Consider the following 16,767-nt stretch of genomic DNA (forward strand, 5'->3'; position numbering starts at 1 on the left):
TCGCGCACCCCTACTGGAACGTTGCCGTGATTCGAGTCCTGCTGTCGCTCTGTCTTGTCCTGCTCGCCGGCTGCAGTACCGCGCCGGTGGCTCACTCCCAATCCGTCGCACCGCAGGCCGCTGATTCGGCGCAGTTCGAGCCCGAGATCGCTGCGTTCGAACAGGCCGACAGCCTCGTGCGCCGCCGCGCAGGCAGCGTGGTGTTCGTCGGCAGCTCGTCGATCCGGATGTGGGACTCGCTTGGCGACGATTTCACGGGCGTGCCCGTGATCAACCGTGGCTTCGGTGGCTCGCGCGTCCGCGATGCGACGTACTTCGCCGGCCGCATCGTCACCGCATACCAGCCGCGCGCGGTCGTGCTCTATGCCGGCGACAACGACCTGGCCGAAGGCCGCACGCCGAAGCAGGTGCGCGACGACTTCGCTGCGTTCGTGGCGAAGGTGCGCGAGTCGCAGCCGCAGGTGCGCATTGCATTCGTGTCGATCAAGCCCAGCCCGGCCCGCGAGGCGCTGATGCCGCAGGCCCGCGAGGCCAACGCACTGGTGCGCGAATGGGCCGGCCGCCAGCAGGGCGTGGACTACCTGGACGTGTTCCTGCCGATGCTCGACGGACAGGGGCGCCCGCGCGCCGAACTCTTCGTCGACGATCGCCTGCACATGAACAGCAGCGGCTACATGATCTGGGCAGGTGTGGTCAGGCCGTGGCTGGCCGGGTTGTAATCCCGGCATGACCCCGATCCGATCGCTGCCGCGCTTCGTTCTCGCCGCATCGCTCGCGCTGCTTGCCGCGACGGCGTCCTTCGCTGCACCGCCGCCGCAGGCCCAGCGCGAGATTGACCAGCTGATCTCCGCGCTGGGCGGCTCCGGCTGCCAGTTCCAGCGCAACGGCCGCTGGTACGCCGCCACTGACGCGCAGGCGCACCTGCGCAAGAAGTACGAATGGCTGCGCAAGCGCGACATGGTCGCCAGCGCCGAGCAGTTCATCGAACGTGCCGGTAGCCAGAGCAGCATCAGCGGGCAGGCCTACCAGGTGCGCTGCGGGAATGCGGCGGCGGTCAGTTCGGCCAGGTGGCTGAACACCCGGCTGGCGGAGATCCGCCGCGCGCCATGACAGGCGTGTCGTTGGTCACATCACGACCCGGTATGCGATTGGCTAGACTGAGGACGTCTTCCGACAGGGATCCATCGGCATGAACGCATCGCGTCCGTTCACCCGTTCGCGGCACGACCGCATGATCGCCGGCGTGATGGGCGGGATCGCCCAGCGCTACGGCTGGAACTCGACGTTGCTCCGGGCGGTCTTCGTCATCGTCTCGATCGCCTCGGCGGCGTTCCCGGGCATTCTGGTCTACCTGATCCTGTGGCTGCTGATGCCGGAAGGCGACTGACCGGCAGCGCCGCCATGCGTGCGTTGCTGATGCGTCTCCTGATCGCGCTGGGCGCGATCTGGACCTTGCCCAACACACTGATCGGCCTGCTGCTCGGCGCCGTCGGCCTGCCGTTCGGCGCACACGCGCACTGGCGCCGGCGCGAACTCGCGCTGGTATTCCACAAGTGGCCCTGGGGTCCGGGCGGCGCCATCACCTTCGGCAACGTCATCGTCCATACCGGCGACGATCTGGACTCGCCGTGCGTGACGTACGCACATCGCGCGGGTCATGGTGCGGAGCCGCCCATCGTGCTGGCCGACCACGAGCGCGCGCACGTCTACCAGTACCTCGTGCTCGGCCCGCTGTTCCTGCCGCTCTACCTGGTGTTCGGCGGCATCAGCGTGCGCAATCGCTTCGAGCGCGCCGCCGACCGCTATGCGCGCACCGGACGTGGCTGGTGGCCGTTCAGCCAATCTTGACCGGGCGGTAACGCACGGTGCGATAAGTTCGACGCGTCGGAGAAGGTATTGGACGCCAACGTTCATTACGCTCCGATACGGAAGGCTCAGCCACTCGGGATCAACACGAACCCTGGAGACTGGGCCTTCTCTATGTCCGGCGTTCGGTGACGCCGATCGCCAGCACCGACTGCGTTTCCCCGATGGGCATGGCGTCCGGTCCGAACCGGCGCTCGGCGAAAGTGATTTCCTGGCCGTCGATCAACACCACGCTGCTGCAGCGCGTGCCGTAGCGCGGGCTGCGCACGAACGGCGGCGACAGGGCGCGTTCCAGATCGAGGCCGACGCCGGTATCGGGCAGGGCGGTGTCCGGTGCGGGCGTCGTGTCCGCCAGCGCATCGAACAGCGGGGTGAGTTCACGGGGGCTGGCGGCATCGTCCAGCGGCTGCTCCAGCCAGCGGTCAAGCGCCCTCATCGCCAGTCCGCTCTTCGGCCACGCCGCATCAAACGCTCCGTTCGACATCGCGTGAAGCCCCGGTGCTACCGCATGCGTCGAGTACTGCGGATGGTTGCTGGCGAAGCGCAGCGAGCGCCCATCCCAGACCAGAAGATTGAATCGACCGTACTCGGCGGCGGTATCGGCGAGCGCGGAGAGATATTCCTCACTGCCGGCTTCGCCATGTGCGAAGTCATGCACCAGCGCGCCGCGCGAGCGCGGCATCGGCTCGGCCGACAGCCCCGCACGCACGTTGGTCACGGCGGCGAGGCGGCCGCGCGTGGACACCAGCAGCCAGCTGCCTCCCTGTTGCAGGTCGCGCCCGCCGTAGACGTCCGATCGTTCGGGATCGGGCGCCGCGGCGCTGGCCGGGCGGGCGTGCAACTCGTCGCGGTTGGCGATCAGGGCCAGCCGGTAGCGTGGGTGCGCCTCCCAGGCGAGGGCGATCAGGCACATCGGCAGCCTGCCGGGCGGCGGGCGCGGTGCCGTACGTCGGGTTTCTTCACGCTCCTGCTCCTTGGCCGGTCGACGGGACGCCGGCCGCGTGATCAGAGTATGGGGTAGGGGAAGTCCTACCTCCGTCAGCGCCTTGCGCCGACAGCGTTGCGAGCTGGATGCCGCCAATCTGCCGCATGTCACAGATGCGCGGGCGATCCCGCGCGGTGCCATCCGAGTAAACGTGGAGACGTTGCATGTACCGGGTTGAAGTTTCGCACCAGGACGGACGCCAACTGGTCCCGCCGATCGCGGAGGCCAGCTTCGACTTCGGCACCGCCGAAGCCGCTCTGGCGCAGGTGCTACCGCAAGCCAAGCAGTGGGCCGAGAGCCGCCGCCAGACGGTCTGGCTGCGCATCTACGACCAGAACTCGCGCGTCGTCTTCGGGACGCTGCTGCCGTAATAGCCGTTGGGCCGCGGAGGGCACACCTTCACGCGGCCTTACCGGCGATCGGTATGGACTCCTACCCGGTTCGGGTGACGCCGGCAGTCGGCGAACGGGAGCCCCTGATGTCTGTTCTGGCGATGCCGCGGATTCGCGGCATGCGTATTGCCATGGCAATCACGGTCGTGATGGCCGCACTCTCTGCCTGCCAGAAGGCGCCACCCGAGGCGGTGGCTCCGGCTGCGAAACCCGCTGAGCCGGCGGCTGCGGCGGACGACACCCGCGCCATCGCCAAGGACGCCTACATCTACGGCTTCCCGATGGTGGACAACTACCGCATCCAGTATTCGTACTTCGCCGATCCGAAGAATCCCGAGTACAAGGGCGCGTGGAACGAGATCCACAACACTGCGCGGGTCTACACGCCCGAAGACAAGGCGATCCAGTCGCCAAACTCCGACACGCCGTATTCCCAACTGGGCGCCGACCTGCGCGCCGAGCCGCTGGTGATATCGGTGCCTGCCGTCGAGAAGGGGCGCTACTACTCGGCGCAGTTCATCGACATGTACACCTACAACTTCGCCTACGTCGGCAGCCGGGCCACAGGCAACGGTGCGGGCAACTATCTGTTGGCGGGGCCCAACTGGAAAGGTGAGACACCCAAGGGCATCAAGGACGTGATCCGCTCGGAAACGGAGCTGGCGTTCGTGCTGTTCCGTACGCAGTTGTTCAACGCTGGCGATATCGAGAGGGTCAAGAAGATCCAGGCCGGTTACAAGGCGCAACCGTTGTCGACGTTCCTCGGTACTCCCGCGCCGCCGCCGGCGCCGAAGATCGATTTCATCGCGCCACTGACGCCGGAGCAGCAGAAGACCTCGCCCGAGTTCTTCCGCATCCTCAACTTCGTTCTCCAGTTCTGTCCGACGCATCCCAGCGAGACGGAGTTGATGGCGCGTTTCGCCAAGATCGGCGTCGGCGCGGGCAAGCCGTTCGATGTCGCGGCGTTGCCTGCAGAGCAGCGCAAGGGCATCGAGGACGGCATGGCCGACGCGTGGAAGGCGTTCGGCGAATACAAGACGACGAAGCTCGACACCGGTGAAGAAAGCAGCGCCGACGGTTTCGGCACCCGGGACTTCCTGAAGAACAACTATCTCCGGCGCATGGCCAGTGCGGTGCTGGGCATCTACGGCAACTCCAAGGAAGAGGCGGTGTACCCGGCCTACTTCACGGATGCGGCCGGCGGGAAACTCGATGCATCGACGAGCCGTTACACCCTGCGCTTCGCTCCTGGTCAGCTACCGCCGGCCAACGCGTTCTGGTCGGTCACGATTTACGAGCTTCCGTCCAGTCTGCTCAGTACCAACCCGCTGAATCGCTACCTGATCAACTCGTCGATGTTGCCTTCGCTGAAGAAGGACGCCGACGGCGGCATCACGCTCTACATCCAGCACGAGTCGCCCGGCAAGGACAAGGAAGCCAACTGGCTGCCGGCGCCGAAGGGCCCGTTCTTCGCCGCGATGCGCGTGTACTGGCCCAAGCCTGAAGCGCTCGACGGACGCTGGAAGGCGCCGCCCATGCAACGAGCCAACTGATCGAACCCGGAGACCGTCATGACCGTTCGCCTCGCAACGCTGCCCTTCCCGACGGGCGTGCTCGCCGTCACCATCTCGCTGTCGCTTGCCGCTTGCCAGCGCAACGAGTCGGCAGCGCCCACCGAAACCTCGGCGGCGCCGCCGGCCGCCGCCACCACGGCTGCCGCCGCGCCAACCACGACGCCCACGGCTGGGGACACCGCGCCGGCCGTGCCGGCGTCCGAGCCCGGCACCGTTCCCGTCACGGTCGACAACTTCGTGCGCGCCGAGTCCGACGTGTACTTCGCCGGGATCGCCAAGGACGGCGGCTTCGGTAAGTTCTTCCACCGCCGCGAGCCCACGCCGCTCGACAAGCAGACCGTGATCCGCATGAATCGCGACACGCTGTATTCGGGCGCGCTGTTCGACCTGGATGCGGGGCCGGTGACGATTACGCTGCCCGATGCAGGGAAGCGCTTCATGTCGATGCAGGTCATCGACGAGGACCAGTACACCTCGCAGGTCATCTACAAGCCCGGTACATACACGCTCACGCGCGACAAGATCGGCACCCGCTACGTCGCCACCCCGGTCCGCATCCTGGTCGATCCGAACAATCCCGAGGACGTGAAGCAGGTGCACGCGTTGCAGGATGCGATCAAGGTCGAGCAGGCCAGTCCTGGCACGTTCGAGGTCCCGAAGTGGGATCCGGTCAGCCAGAAACGCGTGCGCGAAGCGTTGCTGACGCTGGCCTCGACCTTGCCGGATGCGCGTCACAGCTTCGGCACCAAGGGCGAGGTCGACCCGGTGCGGCGCCTGATCAACTCCGCCGCGGCCTGGGGTGGCAACCCCGACAAGGACGCGGTCTACCTCAACGTCACCCCGCCGAAGAACGACGGCAAGACCGTCTACAAGCTGCATGTGGCGGATGTGCCGGTCGACGGTTTCTGGTCGATCAGTCTGTACAACGCGCAGGGCTACTTCGAGGCCAACCCGCAGAATGCCTACACGTTCAACAGCGTCACCTCCAAGCGCAATGCCGACGGCTCCGTGGACATCCAGTTCGGTGGTTGTGACGGTCAGGTGCCGAACTGCCTGCCGATCATGCCCGGCTGGAACTACATGGTCCGGCTCTACCGACCGCGTGCGGACGCGCTGAGCGGCAAGTGGAAGTTCCCGGAAGCGCAGCCCAAGGCAGGCTGATACGCGGCATGTCGCGATAGAGCTTCGCGACACCCGCACCAAGGGCATCCGGCAGGCGTCGGCAGGCCTCCTGTCGGCGCGCGTTGGCCGGCATCGCCCTTGGACCTGTTTGGGGGATGCAGCCGGGTTGGACGAGGCGCATGCTTGAGCGGCGAGACACTGCCGCCCCGGGTGGCCCCCATGCCTGCACGTCCTCCCGAACCGAATCGCTTTCGCGGACTGAGCTTCGGCGAGTTGTACGAGGCATGCCAGGTCAGGGCTTCCACCCTCCTGGGGCTGGACAGGGGTCGCGACACCCGGGAACGCGCCAACCTCGCCAAGGACACCGCCCACCTCCTGCTGGCAATCGCCCCGGTGTTGACCAAAGGCGAGCAGGCGTCTGGTACGCCCGCCAGTGCCATATTCCGGGACAACGAAGATTTCCTTCCCGCCTTCTTTACTGCGTACGAGCTCGAGATGCGGCAGGTGCGGTACAGGATGTTGGTGGCGGCGTCGGAACTCGCCTACGAGGCGCGTGCGGAACAATGGTTGCGCGTCGGCCGGCTCAATGGCCAGCGCGCTTACGACCTGGCCCTGGACAGCGAAGAGGGGTTCGCGTTCGTCCTGGCGCACCTGGAACAGACATACAAGGCGAAGTCATCGCGCTGACCCGCGCATGGCGCCTCACCTTCAAGGCTGGATGTGAAGGCCGCCTCATGTTGTATCCGGATGTATCCAGCGCGGCCGCTGCGAGGTTTCCAGACAAAAGCGCGGCCGGGCTGACACCTGCGCGATACCTCCGGGTCCCGGAATACCGCTCCGGAAGCGGCGTCATGCCGTCGTCCGACCATCCCCCACCGGAGTATCACGATGTCCCGTAACACCCCCCGTAACATCGGCGCGCTTGGCGTTGCCCTGGCCGGCCTCGTCCTCACTGGTTCCGCGTTCGCCATGCAGCCGCTCGCGCAGGGCTACATGCTGGCGGCCGGCCACGCCGCGGCCGAAGGCAAGTGCGGCGAAGGCCAGTGTGGCGACGAGAAGTTCGCCCAGGTCGATACCGACAACGATGCCCTCGTTTCGCGTGCCGAGTTCCTCGCCGTTGCCCCGGGCCAGGAAGCGCTCTTCGCCCAGAAGGACGTGAACCGCGACGGCTACATCTCGGAGAAGGAGTCCTACGACTCGGTCAAGGCGGCCTACGAGACGCACGGCAAGAAGCTGCCGTCCGGCCTGTTCGCCAATCCTCCGCGCAAGTGAGGAAATCGCGCGGGCAGTGAGTGTTCACGGCCTCCCGTGAGTCGAAGTGCCCGGCCGCATTGCGGCCGGGCACTTCCGTTCCGGGGGATGCATTCGTCAGTCGAGGCGGTTCAACGCCCTGATTCGCACCTCGCACGGGCGCGTTCCGTGAGCAGTTGCCGCCTGTTGCCGGACGCGCGCCAGCACGATCTCCGGGTCCAGCGCGCCGCCTTCCGGGATTTCATGCACCAGTGTGGCCTGTCCCCAGATGCGCAGCCTCTCGCCCATCTGTATTTCGTAGTCCGCGAAGTAGCAGTAGCGCATGCGAGTCAGGTGCCAACGTGTATGTCGTTCTCGCATTCGGCACAGCCGAGGTGTTCAAGGGCGATGGACAGCGCCAGCACATATCCCTGCGCGCCATAGCCGTCGATCACGCTCAGCGGCTTGTCCGTTGCCGCGGCCTGCGCGGCCTGCGCGGCCTGCGAATGGTCGGCGTGGACTTCGATGTACGGGATCCCCGAGCGAACCAGCCAGGCATCGAGATCGCCGTCGGGCACATGGACGCCGGGGTCCAGCAGCAGGAACTCGGTGCCGTCGTCGCCTGTACGGCGCAGCTTCTCGATCACGTCCGGAACATTGCGGCAGCTGCACAAGGTAACGGTCTTTCCAGCCTGTGAAGCGCGCTGGACCAGTTGCGACACGACTTCCCGGGGCAGGCCGTTGGCCTGTGATCGAGGCCCCTGGGGAGCCGTGATGATGGCGATGGACATAGGTCCTCCGTGGTGACTGCGATCAGTCTCCGCCGGCAGCAGGTAAAGCCTCTATTCGCAAATTCCCAATGCGCATAACCTGTGCGTAAAGGATTGCGGGGAGTGCCTGCTTCTCCAAGCACCGCGAGCCGCCGGACGACGGGTTATGCTGCGCCAACGCCGGTTTCCAATGACCGCATCCAGAATGCGCATATCGAGTTCGCTCACCGTCGAAGGCAGCCACGGCTCGTTCGGAAGCCGCCGCTGGATGGAGCTGCTGGCGGCGATCGGCACCGAGCAGTCCATCGCCGCCGCTGCGCGCGAGGTCGGCCTGAGCTACAAGGCGGCCTGGGATGCCGTCGATGCCATGAACAACCTCTCGGATGCTCCGCTGGTCGAACGCCTGGTCGGCGGCAAGGGCGGTGGCGGCACGCGCCTGACGCCGGATGGCGAACGGCTTGTTGCGACGTATCGCGCGGTCGAAGCCGAGAATGCTCGCTTCATCGAGCAGCTGAACACCCGCATCGCCAACGCCAGTCATGATCTCAACCTCATCGGGAGATTTGCCGTGCTGACCAGTGCCCGCAACCAGTTGTCCGGTCGTGTCACCCGCATCGCCACGGGGGCCGTCAACGATGAAGTCGAACTCGAGCTCTCGGGCGGCGGCAGGATCGTCGCGATCATCACGCACGAAAGCCTGGAGCGCATGGGTCTGACGGTGGGTGGCCATGCCATTGCACTGATCAAGGCGCCCAGCGTGATCGTGGCCACCAACCTCGACGGAGTGCGCCTGTCGGCGCGCAACCAGCTCGCCGGCAACGTCATCCGCGTGGTGCCAGGCGCGGTCAACACCGAGGTCGTGATCGCGCTGGCCGGCGGCAACTCGATCGCGGCGATCATCACCAATACATCGGCCCGGCACCTGGGGCTGGCCGAAGGCGCGCCCGCCACGGTGCTGTTCAAGGCGTCGAGCGTTATCCTCGCGGTTACGCCGTAACATCGGCCTGCAGGCGTCCGCTTTCCATGCCGAGCACGCGGTCGGCGAGGTAGTCGAGTTCGCTGCGCGCATGCGTGACGTACAGCATCGGGATGCGTGTCTCGTCGCGGATGCGTTTCAGGAACGGCAGGATCTGCTGCTTGAGGCGGTCGTCCAGTGACGACAGCGGCTCGTCGAGCAGCAGCAGTTGCGGCGAGTACAGCAGCGCACGGCCCAGCGCGACGCGCTGGCGTTCGCCACCGGAGAGCAGGGTGGGGCGACGGTCGAGCAGCGGCGTGAGTTCCAGCAGCTGAGCCACGCCCTGCAGGTCGAACCGGCGCAAGCCCGGCGCAATGCGCGAGAAGCCGTAAAGCAGGTTGTCGCGCACGGTCAGGTGCGGAAACAGCTGGCCGTCCTGGAATACCAGGCCGACATGACGATCCCACGCCGGCACAAAGCGTTTGCCGTGCGTATCGACCAGGATGCGGTCGCCCAAGTTCACCGTGCCGCGCGTGGGTGAGAGCAGACCGGCCAGCAGCGCGAGCAGCGTGCTCTTGCCGGAACCGGACGGGCCGAACACGCCGGTGACTCCCGCGCCTACCGTCGCGGCTGCAGTCAGCTCGAATCCACCACGCGAGAAGTGCAGGTCAAAGTTCAGCATGCTGGCCCCGGTCCAGATATCCGAGCCGGCGTTCGGCACGCAGACTGATCCAGCGGCTGACCAGCAGCGCCGCGACCGCCAGCCCGATCGACAGCAGCGACAGGCGCATCGCCGCCGCTTCGCCGTCGGGCACATGCGTCAGGCTGTAGATCGCCAGCGGCAGCGTGCGGGTTTCGCCGGGGATGTTGCCGACGAAGGCCATCGTTGCGCCGAACTCGCCGAGGCTGCGCGAGAAGCACAGGATGCAGCCGGCGATCAGGCCGGGCACCGCAAGAGGAAGCGTCACGGTCCAGAACGTGTCCCACGGCCTGGCGCCGAGCGTCGCCGCCGCCTTTTCCAGGCGCGGATCGATCAGGCGGATGGCGAGCCGGATCGGTTGCACCATCAGCGGAAACGCCATCACCGCCGATGCGATCACCGCCCCTTTCCAGGTGAAGGCAATCACGATCCCGAAGACATCCTGCAGCCATCGCCCGAGCGGTCCCTGCGTGCCCAGCAGCAGTAGCAGCAGGTAGCCTGGCACCACCGGCGGCAGCACCATCGGCAACTGCACCAGCGTGTCGATCCAGACCTTGCCGCGGAACTCGCGGCGCTCCAGCAGCCAGCTCAGCGCGACGCCGAACGGCAGGCACGCCACGGTCGCGCATAGTGCGACCTTCGCCGACAGCGCCAGGGCTTGCCATTCTTCAGGCGACAACCACATCGGATCAGTGCTTCACTCGGTTAAAGCCGTATTTCTCGAAGATCGCCACGGCGGTCGAGGAATCCTGCACGAAGCGCAGGAACGCCTGCGCTTCCGGACGTCCACCCTTGACTGCGGCGAACGGATAAACGATCGGCTTGTGCGTGTTCTGCGGGAACGTGGCCAGCACCTCGATCTTCTGGCTGATCTTGGCGTCCGTGGCGTAGACGATGCCGAGCGGGCACTCGCCACGTTCAACGAAGGCCAATGCGGTGCGCACGTCGTCGGTGCCGACGATGCGGGGCTTCAGCGCGTCCCACCAGCCGAGGTTCTGTAGCGCTTCCTGGGCATAGATGCCCACCGGAACCACGCCCGGTTCGCCCGTGCAGAGCCGGCCACGGAAGGCATTGGCGATGTCGAAGCCGCGCGTCATCCGGACGGGAAAGCCCTGGCCCTTCGGCACGATCATCACCAGCGAGTTGCCAAGCACGCTGGCGCGGGTGCCCGGCACCAGCTTGTCGCGCTGGTCGAGGTAGTCCATCCACGTCAGGTCGGCCGAGGCGAACACGTCGGCCGGGGCACCGGCCTCGATCTGCTTGGCCAGCGCCGACGACGCCGCGTAGGCGAGGCTCGGCTTCGGATGCCCGGCCTTTTCCCACGCGGCGGCGATGTCGTTGAGCGCGTTGGTGAGGCTGGCGGCGGCGAATACACGGACCGGCTGCTCGGCCAAGGCGGGGCCGGCGGCGAGCAGGGCCAGCAGCAGGAAAGCGCGTTGGATCAGGGCACGCATGGCGGTGGTCCATGGGGGGGGCGGTATATATTCAGCTATATAGCGCAAATTGCCGTCGCTTGAGGCCAAGGGCTGTCCTTTTGCCTCGGGTCGCACGACATGCAGAATGTGCCGGCGCAAATGACGGCCCGCGTCCATTGGAGGCCGAATGGAAGACAACCTGCTGATCCGGGTGGCGCTGCCGCTGGTCAACTTCATCATCATGTGCGGCATCGGACTGACCCTGGAGGTCGCGGACTTCCGCCGCATCGGCCGGTCCCCGAAGTCCGTGGCCGTTGGTGTTGCTGGCCACTATCTGCTGTTGCCGGCGATCGGCTTCGTCATGGCCTATGTGTTTCGCGATACGCCAGGCTTCGCCATCGGATTCGTGCTGCTCGCCGCCTGTCCCAGTGCAAGTGTCTCCAACACGCTGTCCTATCTTGCGGGAGGCAACGTGGCACTGGCCGTGGCCTTGACCGCGATCAGCGCGGTGGCGTCGCTGCTCAGCGTGCCGGCGTGGATACTCCTGGCCGCGCGCGCGTTCGATATCGAAGGACGGATGGTCCAGCTCCCCGTCTCCGAAACCATCGCCCGGCTGGCGGTACTGGTGCTGCTGCCGGTGGCGCTGGGCATGGGTGCGCGGCATTGGGCCCGCGCCTGGGCGTTGCGCGTGCAGCCGTGGATCAGTCGTGTCGCGCTGCTGTCGTTGATCCTGGTAGTGGTTGCGTTCGCGGTGACGCAATGGGAACTCGTGTCCCGGTCGATCTCCGAACTGGGCGCGGCCACGCTGGCAATGAGCGCCGCCGCCATGGTGGGCGGCTTGCTGCTCGCGCGCGCCGTGAAGCTGTCATTTGCAGATTCGGTGACGATCAGCATCGAAGTGGGCGTGCAGAACTGCATGCTGGCGATGCTGGTCGCGCTGACGATCCTGCACTCGGTGCAGGCCGCGCTGCCAGCGGCGACGTATGGCTTGATGATGTTCGTCCCCGCGTTGGCGGTGGTGGCCCTAGGGCGAAGGGCGCGGCGGGAAGCCCCGCAGACCTAGCGCGAGTCACTCTACGCTGCGCGCCACAAGCTGCCCTAACGTCGCCACGGCTGCCTCGACTTTCTCGTCGAAGGCGTAGCCGTAGTTGAGGCGGATGCAGTGGCGGAATCCGCGGCTCGCGGAGAAGATCGGGCCGGGCGCGATGCTGATGCCGTGCTCAAGCGCCTGGCTGTGCAGCGTGAGCGCGTCGACGCGCGGGTCGAGTTCGATCCAGACGAAGTAACCACCGCTGGGGCGCGTGGCGCGCGTGCCCGGCGGGAAGTGGCGGGCGACGGCCTCGATGAAGACCTCCTGCTGTTCCTTCAGCATGCGCCGCAACTGGCGCAGGTGGCGTTCGTAGCCGCCATGCTCGAGATACGACGCCAGCGCGGCCTGCGGCGGCGCGGACGTGGTGATCGTCGTCGACAGCTTGTGCCGCGCGACTTCGCGGAAGTAGCGGCCAGGTGCTACCCAGCCGACCCGGTAGCCGGGCGCGAGGCTCTTGGAGAACGAGCCGCAATGCATCACCAGGCCCTGGCGGTCATGCGCCTTGGCCGGGGCAGGGCGTTCGTCGCCGAAATAGAGCTCGGCATAGACGTCGTCCTCGATCAGCGGAACGCCGTGCTGCGCCAGCAGTTCGACCAGTGCACTTTTCTTCTCATCTGGCATGCGGCTGCCAAGCGGATTCTGGAACGTCGTCATCAGCCAGCACGCGGCGGGGCGGTGCTGCTCGATCGCCCGTGCCAGTGCCTCGAGTTCGATGCCGTCGCGCGGGTGTGTCGGTACTTCGATCGCGCGCAGGCCGTTGCGTTCAATCGATTGCAGCGCCGCGTAGAAGCACGGTGACTCGATGATCACCGCGTCGCCGGGCCGCGCCACCGTCAGCAGGCACAGGTTCAGCGCTTCCATCGCGCCGTTGGTGATGACGATCTCCTCCGGCGACACGTGGATGCCGTCGGCGTGATAGCGCAATGCGATCTGCCGGCGAAGCGCAGCGTTGCCGGGCGTGAGGTCGTCGAGAAACTTGCGCGGGTCCAGCGTCTGCACGCTGCCGGCCATCGATTTGGCGAGGCGCCGCAGCGGGTACAAGAGGGGGCTCGGAAAAGCCGAGCCCAGCGGCACGACGTCGCGATGCATCGTCGACTGCAGGATCTCGAACACGCGCGCGCTGACGTCGAGGGTCGCCGCTTCGCCGGAAGGATGCGAAGGCGTTTCGGGCTCCGGCGGCAGCGCCGGCAGGCCCGGGGCCACGTAGTACCCGGACTTGGCGCGGGCCCGGATCAGGCCGCGGGCTTCGAGCAGGTAATAGGCCTGGAATACCGTCGACGGGCTGACATGCCGGCTCTCGCTGGTCTGGCGCACCGACGGCAGCCGATCGCCCGGGCGCAGCACGCCGGAGCGGATCGAGGCCGCGACTTCCTCGGCTAGGGCTTCGTAACGCTTCATTGGCGGGCTCGGCGGCGGACTCAGGGGCTGGGCCGCCCATGCGGGGCAACTGATATGGTTTTTTGGGCAGGCATCTGAATCTTACCAATCTGATACGGGTCGCCTAGGCTGTGATGGCCCGGCAAAGGCACGGCCTGCCGCCTCCCCCCAAGTCCGATGTCCCCGCAAGTCGAATTCAACCTGGCCCTGATCCTCTTCATCCCGTGGTTCGCGATCCTCGGGGTGCTGTTCTGGTGCTTCCCTCGAGCGCCTCGCAACGCCGCCCGCAAGCTGTTCGACATCGTGTCGCTGGTGCTGGCCGTCGCGGCCTCGGCGTGGGGCATGCAGTGGAGCATGCACAACGCCGATCCCGGCTACGGCCATCTGTGGCCGCAGATCCTCGCCACGTCGGTCTCGTACGGCCTGTTCCTGGCGGTGATGACCGCTGCCTTCATCGTCCGCTTTCGCGTGTTGCGTGCGCCGTCGGCCGTCGAAGCTCAGGACTGAGCACCCGATCTTTCGCCGCGGCGCCGCCACGGCATCCCGGAGCCCTCATGAAAACGCTGTTCGTCGTCGCCTTCCTCGGCGTGATCGTCTACAACCTCGGTGCTGGTCTGTATTACATGCTCGTCGATCACGGCACCAGCAAGCGCACCGTCAACGCGTTGACGTGGCGAATCGGTCTGTCGGTGGCATTGATCCTGCTGGTCGCAGCCGGCATGGCGACAGGCGTGATCGAAGGCCACGGCGTCGGGCGCTAACGAGTCGCTTTTTTTGCCGCAATTGCATGGCGTGGACGGCCATCCGGACACCGGATGGTCACAAACGCTTCACGGTTTCGGAGCCACTGTGAGCGCCTGAATCGCACCGCCAAACCGGTGTGAAAGGGAAGGAGCGGGGTGGCGGATGCGCGGCAAGCTGGGTTACGCCGTGATGGTGTTGTTGTGCGCCGGGGCCGGCTTCGCAGCCGCGCCGTGCCACGCACAGGATGCCGATGAACTCGCCAAGCAACTGTCGAATCCGGTTGCAAACCTGATCAGCGTGCCGCTGCAACTCAACTGGGACGATCGCATCGGTCCTGAAGAGGACGGCGAGCGCTTCCAGCTCAATGTGCAGCCAGTCGCACCGATCTCGATCGGCGAAGACTGGAACATGATCTCGCGCACGATCCTGCCGATCGTTTCGCAAAGCGACGTCTTTCCCGGCGCCGGCAGCCAGACCGGCATCGGCGACATCACGCAGAGCCTGTTCTTCTCGCCCAAGCAACCCACCGCCAGTGGCTGGGTTTGGGGCGTGGGCCCTGCGTTCCTGATTCCCACCGCCAGCGACGACCTGCTCGGCACCGACAAGTGGGGCCTTGGCCCGACAGCAGTCGTATTGCGCCAGACCAAGGAGGGCTGGACTTACGGCGCGCTGGTCAACCACATATGGTCGGTCGCGGGCGACGACGACCGGGCCGACATCAGCAGCACGTTCCTGCAGCCGTTCGTCGCCAAGGGTATCGGAAAGGGCCGAACGATCAGCGTCAATTTCGAATCGACCTACGACTGGAAGGGCGAGCAGTGGACCGCGCCGCTCAACCTGAGCTATTCGAAGGTGAGCAAGATCGGCTCGCAAATGGTGAGTTACGCCGGTGGCGTCCGCTACTACGTGGACGCGCCCGACACCGGCGCGGAGTGGGGCCTTCGCTTTGTTCTGACGTTGCTGTATCCGACGAAGTAATCCAATCGCGACGCGCATGCGCCGCCGCGGAGGCTTGCATGGAAGAGATCTTTCGTACCGCGTCCGGCTACATCGCCCTGGTCCTGGAATCGCTGTCGGTGCTGGTCATCGCGATTGGCGCGGTCGACGCGCTGGTGCGGCTTCTTCCTGCATTCCGCTTCCGCCGCGTCACCCATGGGATCCGTCGCGCGGCGTGGTTGAGCCTGGCGCGATGGCTGCTGCTCGGGCTGGAGTTCATGCTCGCCGCCGACATCGTGCGCACGGCCATCGCACCCAGCTGGGACGACATCGGGCAGCTTGCCGCGATCGCGGTGATCCGCACGTTCCTCAACTACTTCCTCGAGCGAGACCTCGAAGCTGCCGCGCGTCCGGCCGAGGCCGTCGCCAATCCGGAGCTGACATGAGCGTCGATCCAAGCCCACCGCAGTTGCCGGACGACCTGGCTGCCCAGATCGAAGGCAAGCCGGATGCCGCCACGTCGTCGACCGTGCTGTCGATGTACCGGACGCGGCTGTCGGTGTACCGCACGCAGGTGTCCAACCTGCGGTCGCATCTGGCGAACGAGCGCACGCACCTGGCCTACCTGCGTACCACGGTGTCGCTGATCGGCTTCGGCATCACCATCAACCGCTTCAGCATCTACCTGATCCAGCAGGGCACGGCGCCGACCGGAAAGCACACGATGCTGCGCGATGCCGGCAATGCCGGGCTCGGCATGGTGGTGCTGGGCCTGGCCCTGCTGGTGTGGTCCATCTACCGCTATTGGCGCGTCGGCAAGGACATCGAGGAAGGTCATTACGTGCCGTATCGGCGCGGTGTGATGGTGACCAGCCTCGGCTTGCTGTTCCTGGGCGGGCTGACCGCGTTGTGGCTGTTCCTGTTCTGACTGGAGACGACCATGTCCGCTCCCGAACTGCTCGTTCTACTGCAGGCCGCGGCCGAGGCGCCGCAAGCCTACGATCTGACCGCGGAAAACGTCTTCCTGGCTTTCTTCATCATGCTCGGGCCGATCAAGGCGATCGGACCCTTCTTCGCCGCCACCCGCGAGCTCGATCCCGGCAAGCTGCGCGCGCTGGCATTCAAGATCTTTGTGTTCGGCGTGATCGCCGTGCTGTTGGCCGGACTGGTCGGCAGCGCGATGCTGCGCAAGTGGCAGATCTCGACGCCCGCAATGATGCTCGCAGGCGGCCTCATATTCCTGTTGGTCGCGCTGCAGATGGTGCTGGCGCAGTACGAAAAGGATCCGCCGGCTCCCGCCGCCGGTGGGCCGCAGGTCATGCATCTGGTCTTTCCCGTCACCGTGACGCCGTATGGCGTCGCAGCGCTGATCTGCCTGATGGCGCTGAGTGGCAGCTTCGACCGCTCCCTGACCGTGCTCGGCCTAGCGCTGGGCGTGATGGTGCTGAACCTGCTGGCGATGCTGGCGGTGCGCCCGATCATGCGCTGGGTCGGGCCGGTGCCGCTGCAGATTCTCGGTGCCGTGCTCGGCATCCTACAGGTGGCGCTGGCGCTGCAGATTATCGTGCGGGCGCTGCAGAAGCTTGGACTGCCGCTCACCACGTGAGCGCG

General features: G+C 66.3%; 24 protein-coding genes. 17 read left to right on the forward strand and 7 right to left on the reverse strand.

Going from position 1 to position 16,767, the window contains the following annotated elements:
- Window positions 1-29: 29 nt before the first annotated feature.
- The 4 genes from IU514_RS10370 to IU514_RS10385 all read left to right on the forward strand — a co-directional run bounded on the left by IU514_RS10370 (window position 30) and on the right by IU514_RS10385 (window position 1,848).
- Window positions 30-719: an SGNH/GDSL hydrolase family protein gene (locus IU514_RS10370; RefSeq protein WP_386761300.1), complete on the forward strand. Its 690-nt coding sequence runs from the start codon at window positions 30-32 to the stop codon at window positions 717-719.
- A gap of 7 nt (window positions 720-726) precedes the next feature.
- Complete coding sequence (locus tag IU514_RS10375) at window positions 727-1,110, forward strand: YfeK family protein (RefSeq protein WP_194931034.1); 384 nt, start codon at window positions 727-729, stop codon at window positions 1,108-1,110.
- Between the two features lie 79 nt (window positions 1,111-1,189).
- Entirely contained in the window at window positions 1,190-1,387 is a 198-nt protein-coding gene (locus IU514_RS10380; protein WP_194931035.1) for a PspC domain-containing protein, read from the forward strand.
- Between the two features lie 14 nt (window positions 1,388-1,401).
- Window positions 1,402-1,848, forward strand: coding sequence for a hypothetical protein (locus IU514_RS10385; protein ID WP_194931036.1), 447 nt, complete (start codon window positions 1,402-1,404; stop codon window positions 1,846-1,848).
- A 130-nt stretch (window positions 1,849-1,978) separates the two neighbouring features.
- Here IU514_RS10385 and IU514_RS10390 read toward each other — a convergent pair whose 3' ends face one another.
- Entirely contained in the window at window positions 1,979-2,779 is an 801-nt protein-coding gene (locus IU514_RS10390) for an NRDE family protein (protein WP_194931037.1), read from the reverse strand.
- Between the two features lie 236 nt (window positions 2,780-3,015).
- Between IU514_RS10390 and IU514_RS10395 the strand changes: the two genes are divergently transcribed.
- The 5 genes from IU514_RS10395 (at window position 3,016) to IU514_RS10415 (ending at window position 7,211) form a co-directional block, all read left to right on the forward strand.
- Window positions 3,016-3,222 (forward strand): hypothetical protein, encoded by a 207-nt coding sequence (locus IU514_RS10395; RefSeq protein ID WP_194931038.1) that lies wholly within the window; start codon window positions 3,016-3,018, stop codon window positions 3,220-3,222.
- Window positions 3,223-3,362: 140 nt separating this feature from the next.
- A complete protein-coding gene (locus IU514_RS10400; RefSeq protein WP_228760632.1) occupies window positions 3,363-4,796 on the forward strand; it encodes a DUF1254 domain-containing protein in 1,434 nt (477 codons plus the stop codon).
- Between the two features lie 18 nt (window positions 4,797-4,814).
- Window positions 4,815-5,978: a DUF1254 domain-containing protein gene (locus IU514_RS10405; protein ID WP_194931039.1), complete on the forward strand. Its 1,164-nt coding sequence runs from the start codon at window positions 4,815-4,817 to the stop codon at window positions 5,976-5,978.
- 180 nt (window positions 5,979-6,158) lie between these two features.
- Entirely contained in the window at window positions 6,159-6,626 is a 468-nt protein-coding gene (locus tag IU514_RS10410) for a hypothetical protein (protein WP_194931040.1), read from the forward strand.
- Window positions 6,627-6,827: 201 nt separating this feature from the next.
- Window positions 6,828-7,211 carry an EF-hand domain-containing protein gene (locus IU514_RS10415; protein WP_194931041.1) on the forward strand — a complete coding sequence of 128 codons (384 nt, stop codon included), beginning with the start codon at window positions 6,828-6,830 and terminating at the stop codon, window positions 7,209-7,211.
- A 96-nt stretch (window positions 7,212-7,307) separates the two neighbouring features.
- Here the strand turns inward: IU514_RS10415 and IU514_RS10420 are convergent, their stop codons facing one another.
- Together IU514_RS10420 and IU514_RS18955 are read right to left on the reverse strand one after the other, a co-directional pair.
- Window positions 7,308-7,514 (reverse strand): hypothetical protein, encoded by a 207-nt coding sequence (locus tag IU514_RS10420; protein WP_228760633.1) that lies wholly within the window; start codon window positions 7,512-7,514, stop codon window positions 7,308-7,310.
- A 5-nt stretch (window positions 7,515-7,519) separates the two neighbouring features.
- Window positions 7,520-7,960 carry a hypothetical protein gene (locus IU514_RS18955; protein WP_228760634.1) on the reverse strand — a complete coding sequence of 147 codons (441 nt, stop codon included), beginning with the start codon at window positions 7,958-7,960 and terminating at the stop codon, window positions 7,520-7,522.
- 184 nt (window positions 7,961-8,144) lie between these two features.
- On the opposite strand from IU514_RS18955, the gene IU514_RS10430 reads away from it, so the two are divergent.
- Window positions 8,145-8,936: a TOBE domain-containing protein gene (locus IU514_RS10430; RefSeq protein WP_228760635.1), complete on the forward strand. Its 792-nt coding sequence runs from the start codon at window positions 8,145-8,147 to the stop codon at window positions 8,934-8,936.
- Here IU514_RS10430 and IU514_RS10435 read toward each other — a convergent pair.
- From IU514_RS10435 to modA, 3 genes are read right to left on the reverse strand one after another with little or no spacing between them, the layout of a single operon-like run.
- Window positions 8,926-9,576 (reverse strand): ATP-binding cassette domain-containing protein, encoded by a 651-nt coding sequence (locus IU514_RS10435; protein ID WP_194931044.1) that lies wholly within the window; start codon window positions 9,574-9,576, stop codon window positions 8,926-8,928. The two genes, IU514_RS10430 and IU514_RS10435, sit on opposite strands and share 11 nt — an antisense overlap.
- Window positions 9,563-10,279, reverse strand: a complete 717-nt coding sequence (modB, locus tag IU514_RS10440; RefSeq protein WP_194931045.1) for a molybdate ABC transporter permease subunit — start codon at window positions 10,277-10,279, stop codon at window positions 9,563-9,565. The genes IU514_RS10435 and modB overlap by 14 nt, the downstream gene beginning before the upstream one ends.
- Window positions 10,280-10,283: 4 nt before the next feature.
- Complete coding sequence (gene modA, locus IU514_RS10445) at window positions 10,284-11,048, reverse strand: molybdate ABC transporter substrate-binding protein (RefSeq protein WP_194931046.1); 765 nt, start codon at window positions 11,046-11,048, stop codon at window positions 10,284-10,286.
- A 148-nt stretch (window positions 11,049-11,196) separates the two neighbouring features.
- Between modA and IU514_RS10450 the strand changes: the two genes are divergently transcribed.
- Window positions 11,197-12,072 (forward strand): bile acid:sodium symporter family protein, encoded by an 876-nt coding sequence (locus IU514_RS10450; RefSeq protein WP_194931047.1) that lies wholly within the window; start codon window positions 11,197-11,199, stop codon window positions 12,070-12,072.
- Window positions 12,073-12,078: 6 nt separating this feature from the next.
- On the opposite strand, the gene IU514_RS10455 is transcribed toward IU514_RS10450, so the two are convergent.
- Complete coding sequence (locus IU514_RS10455; RefSeq protein WP_194931048.1) at window positions 12,079-13,497, reverse strand: aminotransferase-like domain-containing protein; 1,419 nt, start codon at window positions 13,495-13,497, stop codon at window positions 12,079-12,081.
- 156 nt (window positions 13,498-13,653) lie between these two features.
- Here IU514_RS10455 and IU514_RS10460 point away from each other — a divergent pair, with 156 nt between their 5' ends.
- The 6 genes from IU514_RS10460 to IU514_RS10485 all read left to right on the forward strand — a co-directional run bounded on the left by IU514_RS10460 (window position 13,654) and on the right by IU514_RS10485 (window position 16,762).
- Entirely contained in the window at window positions 13,654-13,983 is a 330-nt protein-coding gene (locus IU514_RS10460; RefSeq protein ID WP_194931049.1) for a hypothetical protein, read from the forward strand.
- A gap of 47 nt (window positions 13,984-14,030) precedes the next feature.
- Complete coding sequence (locus tag IU514_RS10465; RefSeq protein ID WP_194931050.1) at window positions 14,031-14,237, forward strand: twin transmembrane helix small protein; 207 nt, start codon at window positions 14,031-14,033, stop codon at window positions 14,235-14,237.
- 145 nt (window positions 14,238-14,382) lie between these two features.
- Window positions 14,383-15,198 (forward strand): transporter, encoded by an 816-nt coding sequence (locus IU514_RS10470; RefSeq protein ID WP_194931051.1) that lies wholly within the window; start codon window positions 14,383-14,385, stop codon window positions 15,196-15,198.
- Between the two features lie 38 nt (window positions 15,199-15,236).
- On the forward strand, window positions 15,237-15,602 hold the full coding sequence (locus IU514_RS10475) for a DUF1622 domain-containing protein (RefSeq protein ID WP_194931052.1): 366 nt from the start codon (window positions 15,237-15,239) through the stop codon (window positions 15,600-15,602).
- The gene (locus IU514_RS10480) at window positions 15,599-16,084 is read left to right on the forward strand and encodes a YidH family protein (protein ID WP_228760636.1); all 486 of its coding nucleotides are present in this window, start codon (window positions 15,599-15,601) and stop codon (window positions 16,082-16,084) included. The genes IU514_RS10475 and IU514_RS10480 overlap by 4 nt, the downstream gene beginning before the upstream one ends.
- 12 nt (window positions 16,085-16,096) lie before the next feature.
- Window positions 16,097-16,762 (forward strand): MarC family protein, encoded by a 666-nt coding sequence (locus IU514_RS10485; protein WP_194931053.1) that lies wholly within the window; start codon window positions 16,097-16,099, stop codon window positions 16,760-16,762.
- Window positions 16,763-16,767: the final 5 nt, after the last annotated feature.

The sequence above is a fragment of the Lysobacter niastensis genome, assembly GCF_015453285.1.
Lineage (GTDB): Bacteria > Pseudomonadota > Gammaproteobacteria > Xanthomonadales > Xanthomonadaceae > Lysobacter_J > Lysobacter_J niastensis.

Excerpts from the sequence above, each read along its gene's own strand:
- IU514_RS10415 (WP_194931041.1), top strand. The coding sequence starts at position 6,828 with ATGTCCCGTAACACCCCCCGTAACATCGGCGCGCTTGGCGTTGCCCTG.
- IU514_RS10465 (WP_194931050.1), top strand. The coding sequence starts at position 14,031 with ATGAAAACGCTGTTCGTCGTCGCCTTCCTCGGCGTGATCGTCTACAAC.
- IU514_RS10405 (WP_194931039.1), top strand. The coding sequence starts at position 4,815 with ATGACCGTTCGCCTCGCAACGCTGCCCTTCCCGACGGGCGTGCTCGCC.
- IU514_RS10460 (WP_194931049.1), top strand. The coding sequence starts at position 13,654 with ATGTCCCCGCAAGTCGAATTCAACCTGGCCCTGATCCTCTTCATCCCG.
- IU514_RS10380 (WP_194931035.1), top strand. The coding sequence starts at position 1,190 with ATGAACGCATCGCGTCCGTTCACCCGTTCGCGGCACGACCGCATGATC.
- IU514_RS10450 (WP_194931047.1), top strand. The coding sequence starts at position 11,197 with ATGGAAGACAACCTGCTGATCCGGGTGGCGCTGCCGCTGGTCAACTTC.
- IU514_RS10435 (WP_194931044.1), bottom strand. The coding sequence starts at position 9,576 with ATGCTGAACTTTGACCTGCACTTCTCGCGTGGTGGATTCGAGCTGACT.
- IU514_RS10420 (WP_228760633.1), bottom strand. The coding sequence starts at position 7,514 with ATGCGCTACTGCTACTTCGCGGACTACGAAATACAGATGGGCGAGAGG.
- IU514_RS10485 (WP_194931053.1), top strand. The coding sequence starts at position 16,097 with ATGTCCGCTCCCGAACTGCTCGTTCTACTGCAGGCCGCGGCCGAGGCG.
- IU514_RS10385 (WP_194931036.1), top strand. The coding sequence starts at position 1,402 with ATGCGTGCGTTGCTGATGCGTCTCCTGATCGCGCTGGGCGCGATCTGG.
- IU514_RS10455 (WP_194931048.1), bottom strand. The coding sequence starts at position 13,497 with ATGAAGCGTTACGAAGCCCTAGCCGAGGAAGTCGCGGCCTCGATCCGC.
- IU514_RS10390 (WP_194931037.1), bottom strand. The coding sequence starts at position 2,779 with ATGTGCCTGATCGCCCTCGCCTGGGAGGCGCACCCACGCTACCGGCTG.
- IU514_RS10475 (WP_194931052.1), top strand. The coding sequence starts at position 15,237 with ATGGAAGAGATCTTTCGTACCGCGTCCGGCTACATCGCCCTGGTCCTG.
- IU514_RS10410 (WP_194931040.1), top strand. The coding sequence starts at position 6,159 with ATGCCTGCACGTCCTCCCGAACCGAATCGCTTTCGCGGACTGAGCTTC.
- modA (WP_194931046.1), bottom strand. The coding sequence starts at position 11,048 with ATGCGTGCCCTGATCCAACGCGCTTTCCTGCTGCTGGCCCTGCTCGCC.
- IU514_RS10470 (WP_194931051.1), top strand. The coding sequence starts at position 14,383 with ATGCGCGGCAAGCTGGGTTACGCCGTGATGGTGTTGTTGTGCGCCGGG.
- IU514_RS18955 (WP_228760634.1), bottom strand. The coding sequence starts at position 7,960 with ATGTCCATCGCCATCATCACGGCTCCCCAGGGGCCTCGATCACAGGCC.
- IU514_RS10395 (WP_194931038.1), top strand. The coding sequence starts at position 3,016 with ATGTACCGGGTTGAAGTTTCGCACCAGGACGGACGCCAACTGGTCCCG.
- IU514_RS10430 (WP_228760635.1), top strand. The coding sequence starts at position 8,145 with ATGCGCATATCGAGTTCGCTCACCGTCGAAGGCAGCCACGGCTCGTTC.
- modB (WP_194931045.1), bottom strand. The coding sequence starts at position 10,279 with ATGTGGTTGTCGCCTGAAGAATGGCAAGCCCTGGCGCTGTCGGCGAAG.
- IU514_RS10375 (WP_194931034.1), top strand. The coding sequence starts at position 727 with ATGACCCCGATCCGATCGCTGCCGCGCTTCGTTCTCGCCGCATCGCTC.
- IU514_RS10400 (WP_228760632.1), top strand. The coding sequence starts at position 3,363 with ATGCGTATTGCCATGGCAATCACGGTCGTGATGGCCGCACTCTCTGCC.
- IU514_RS10480 (WP_228760636.1), top strand. The coding sequence starts at position 15,599 with ATGAGCGTCGATCCAAGCCCACCGCAGTTGCCGGACGACCTGGCTGCC.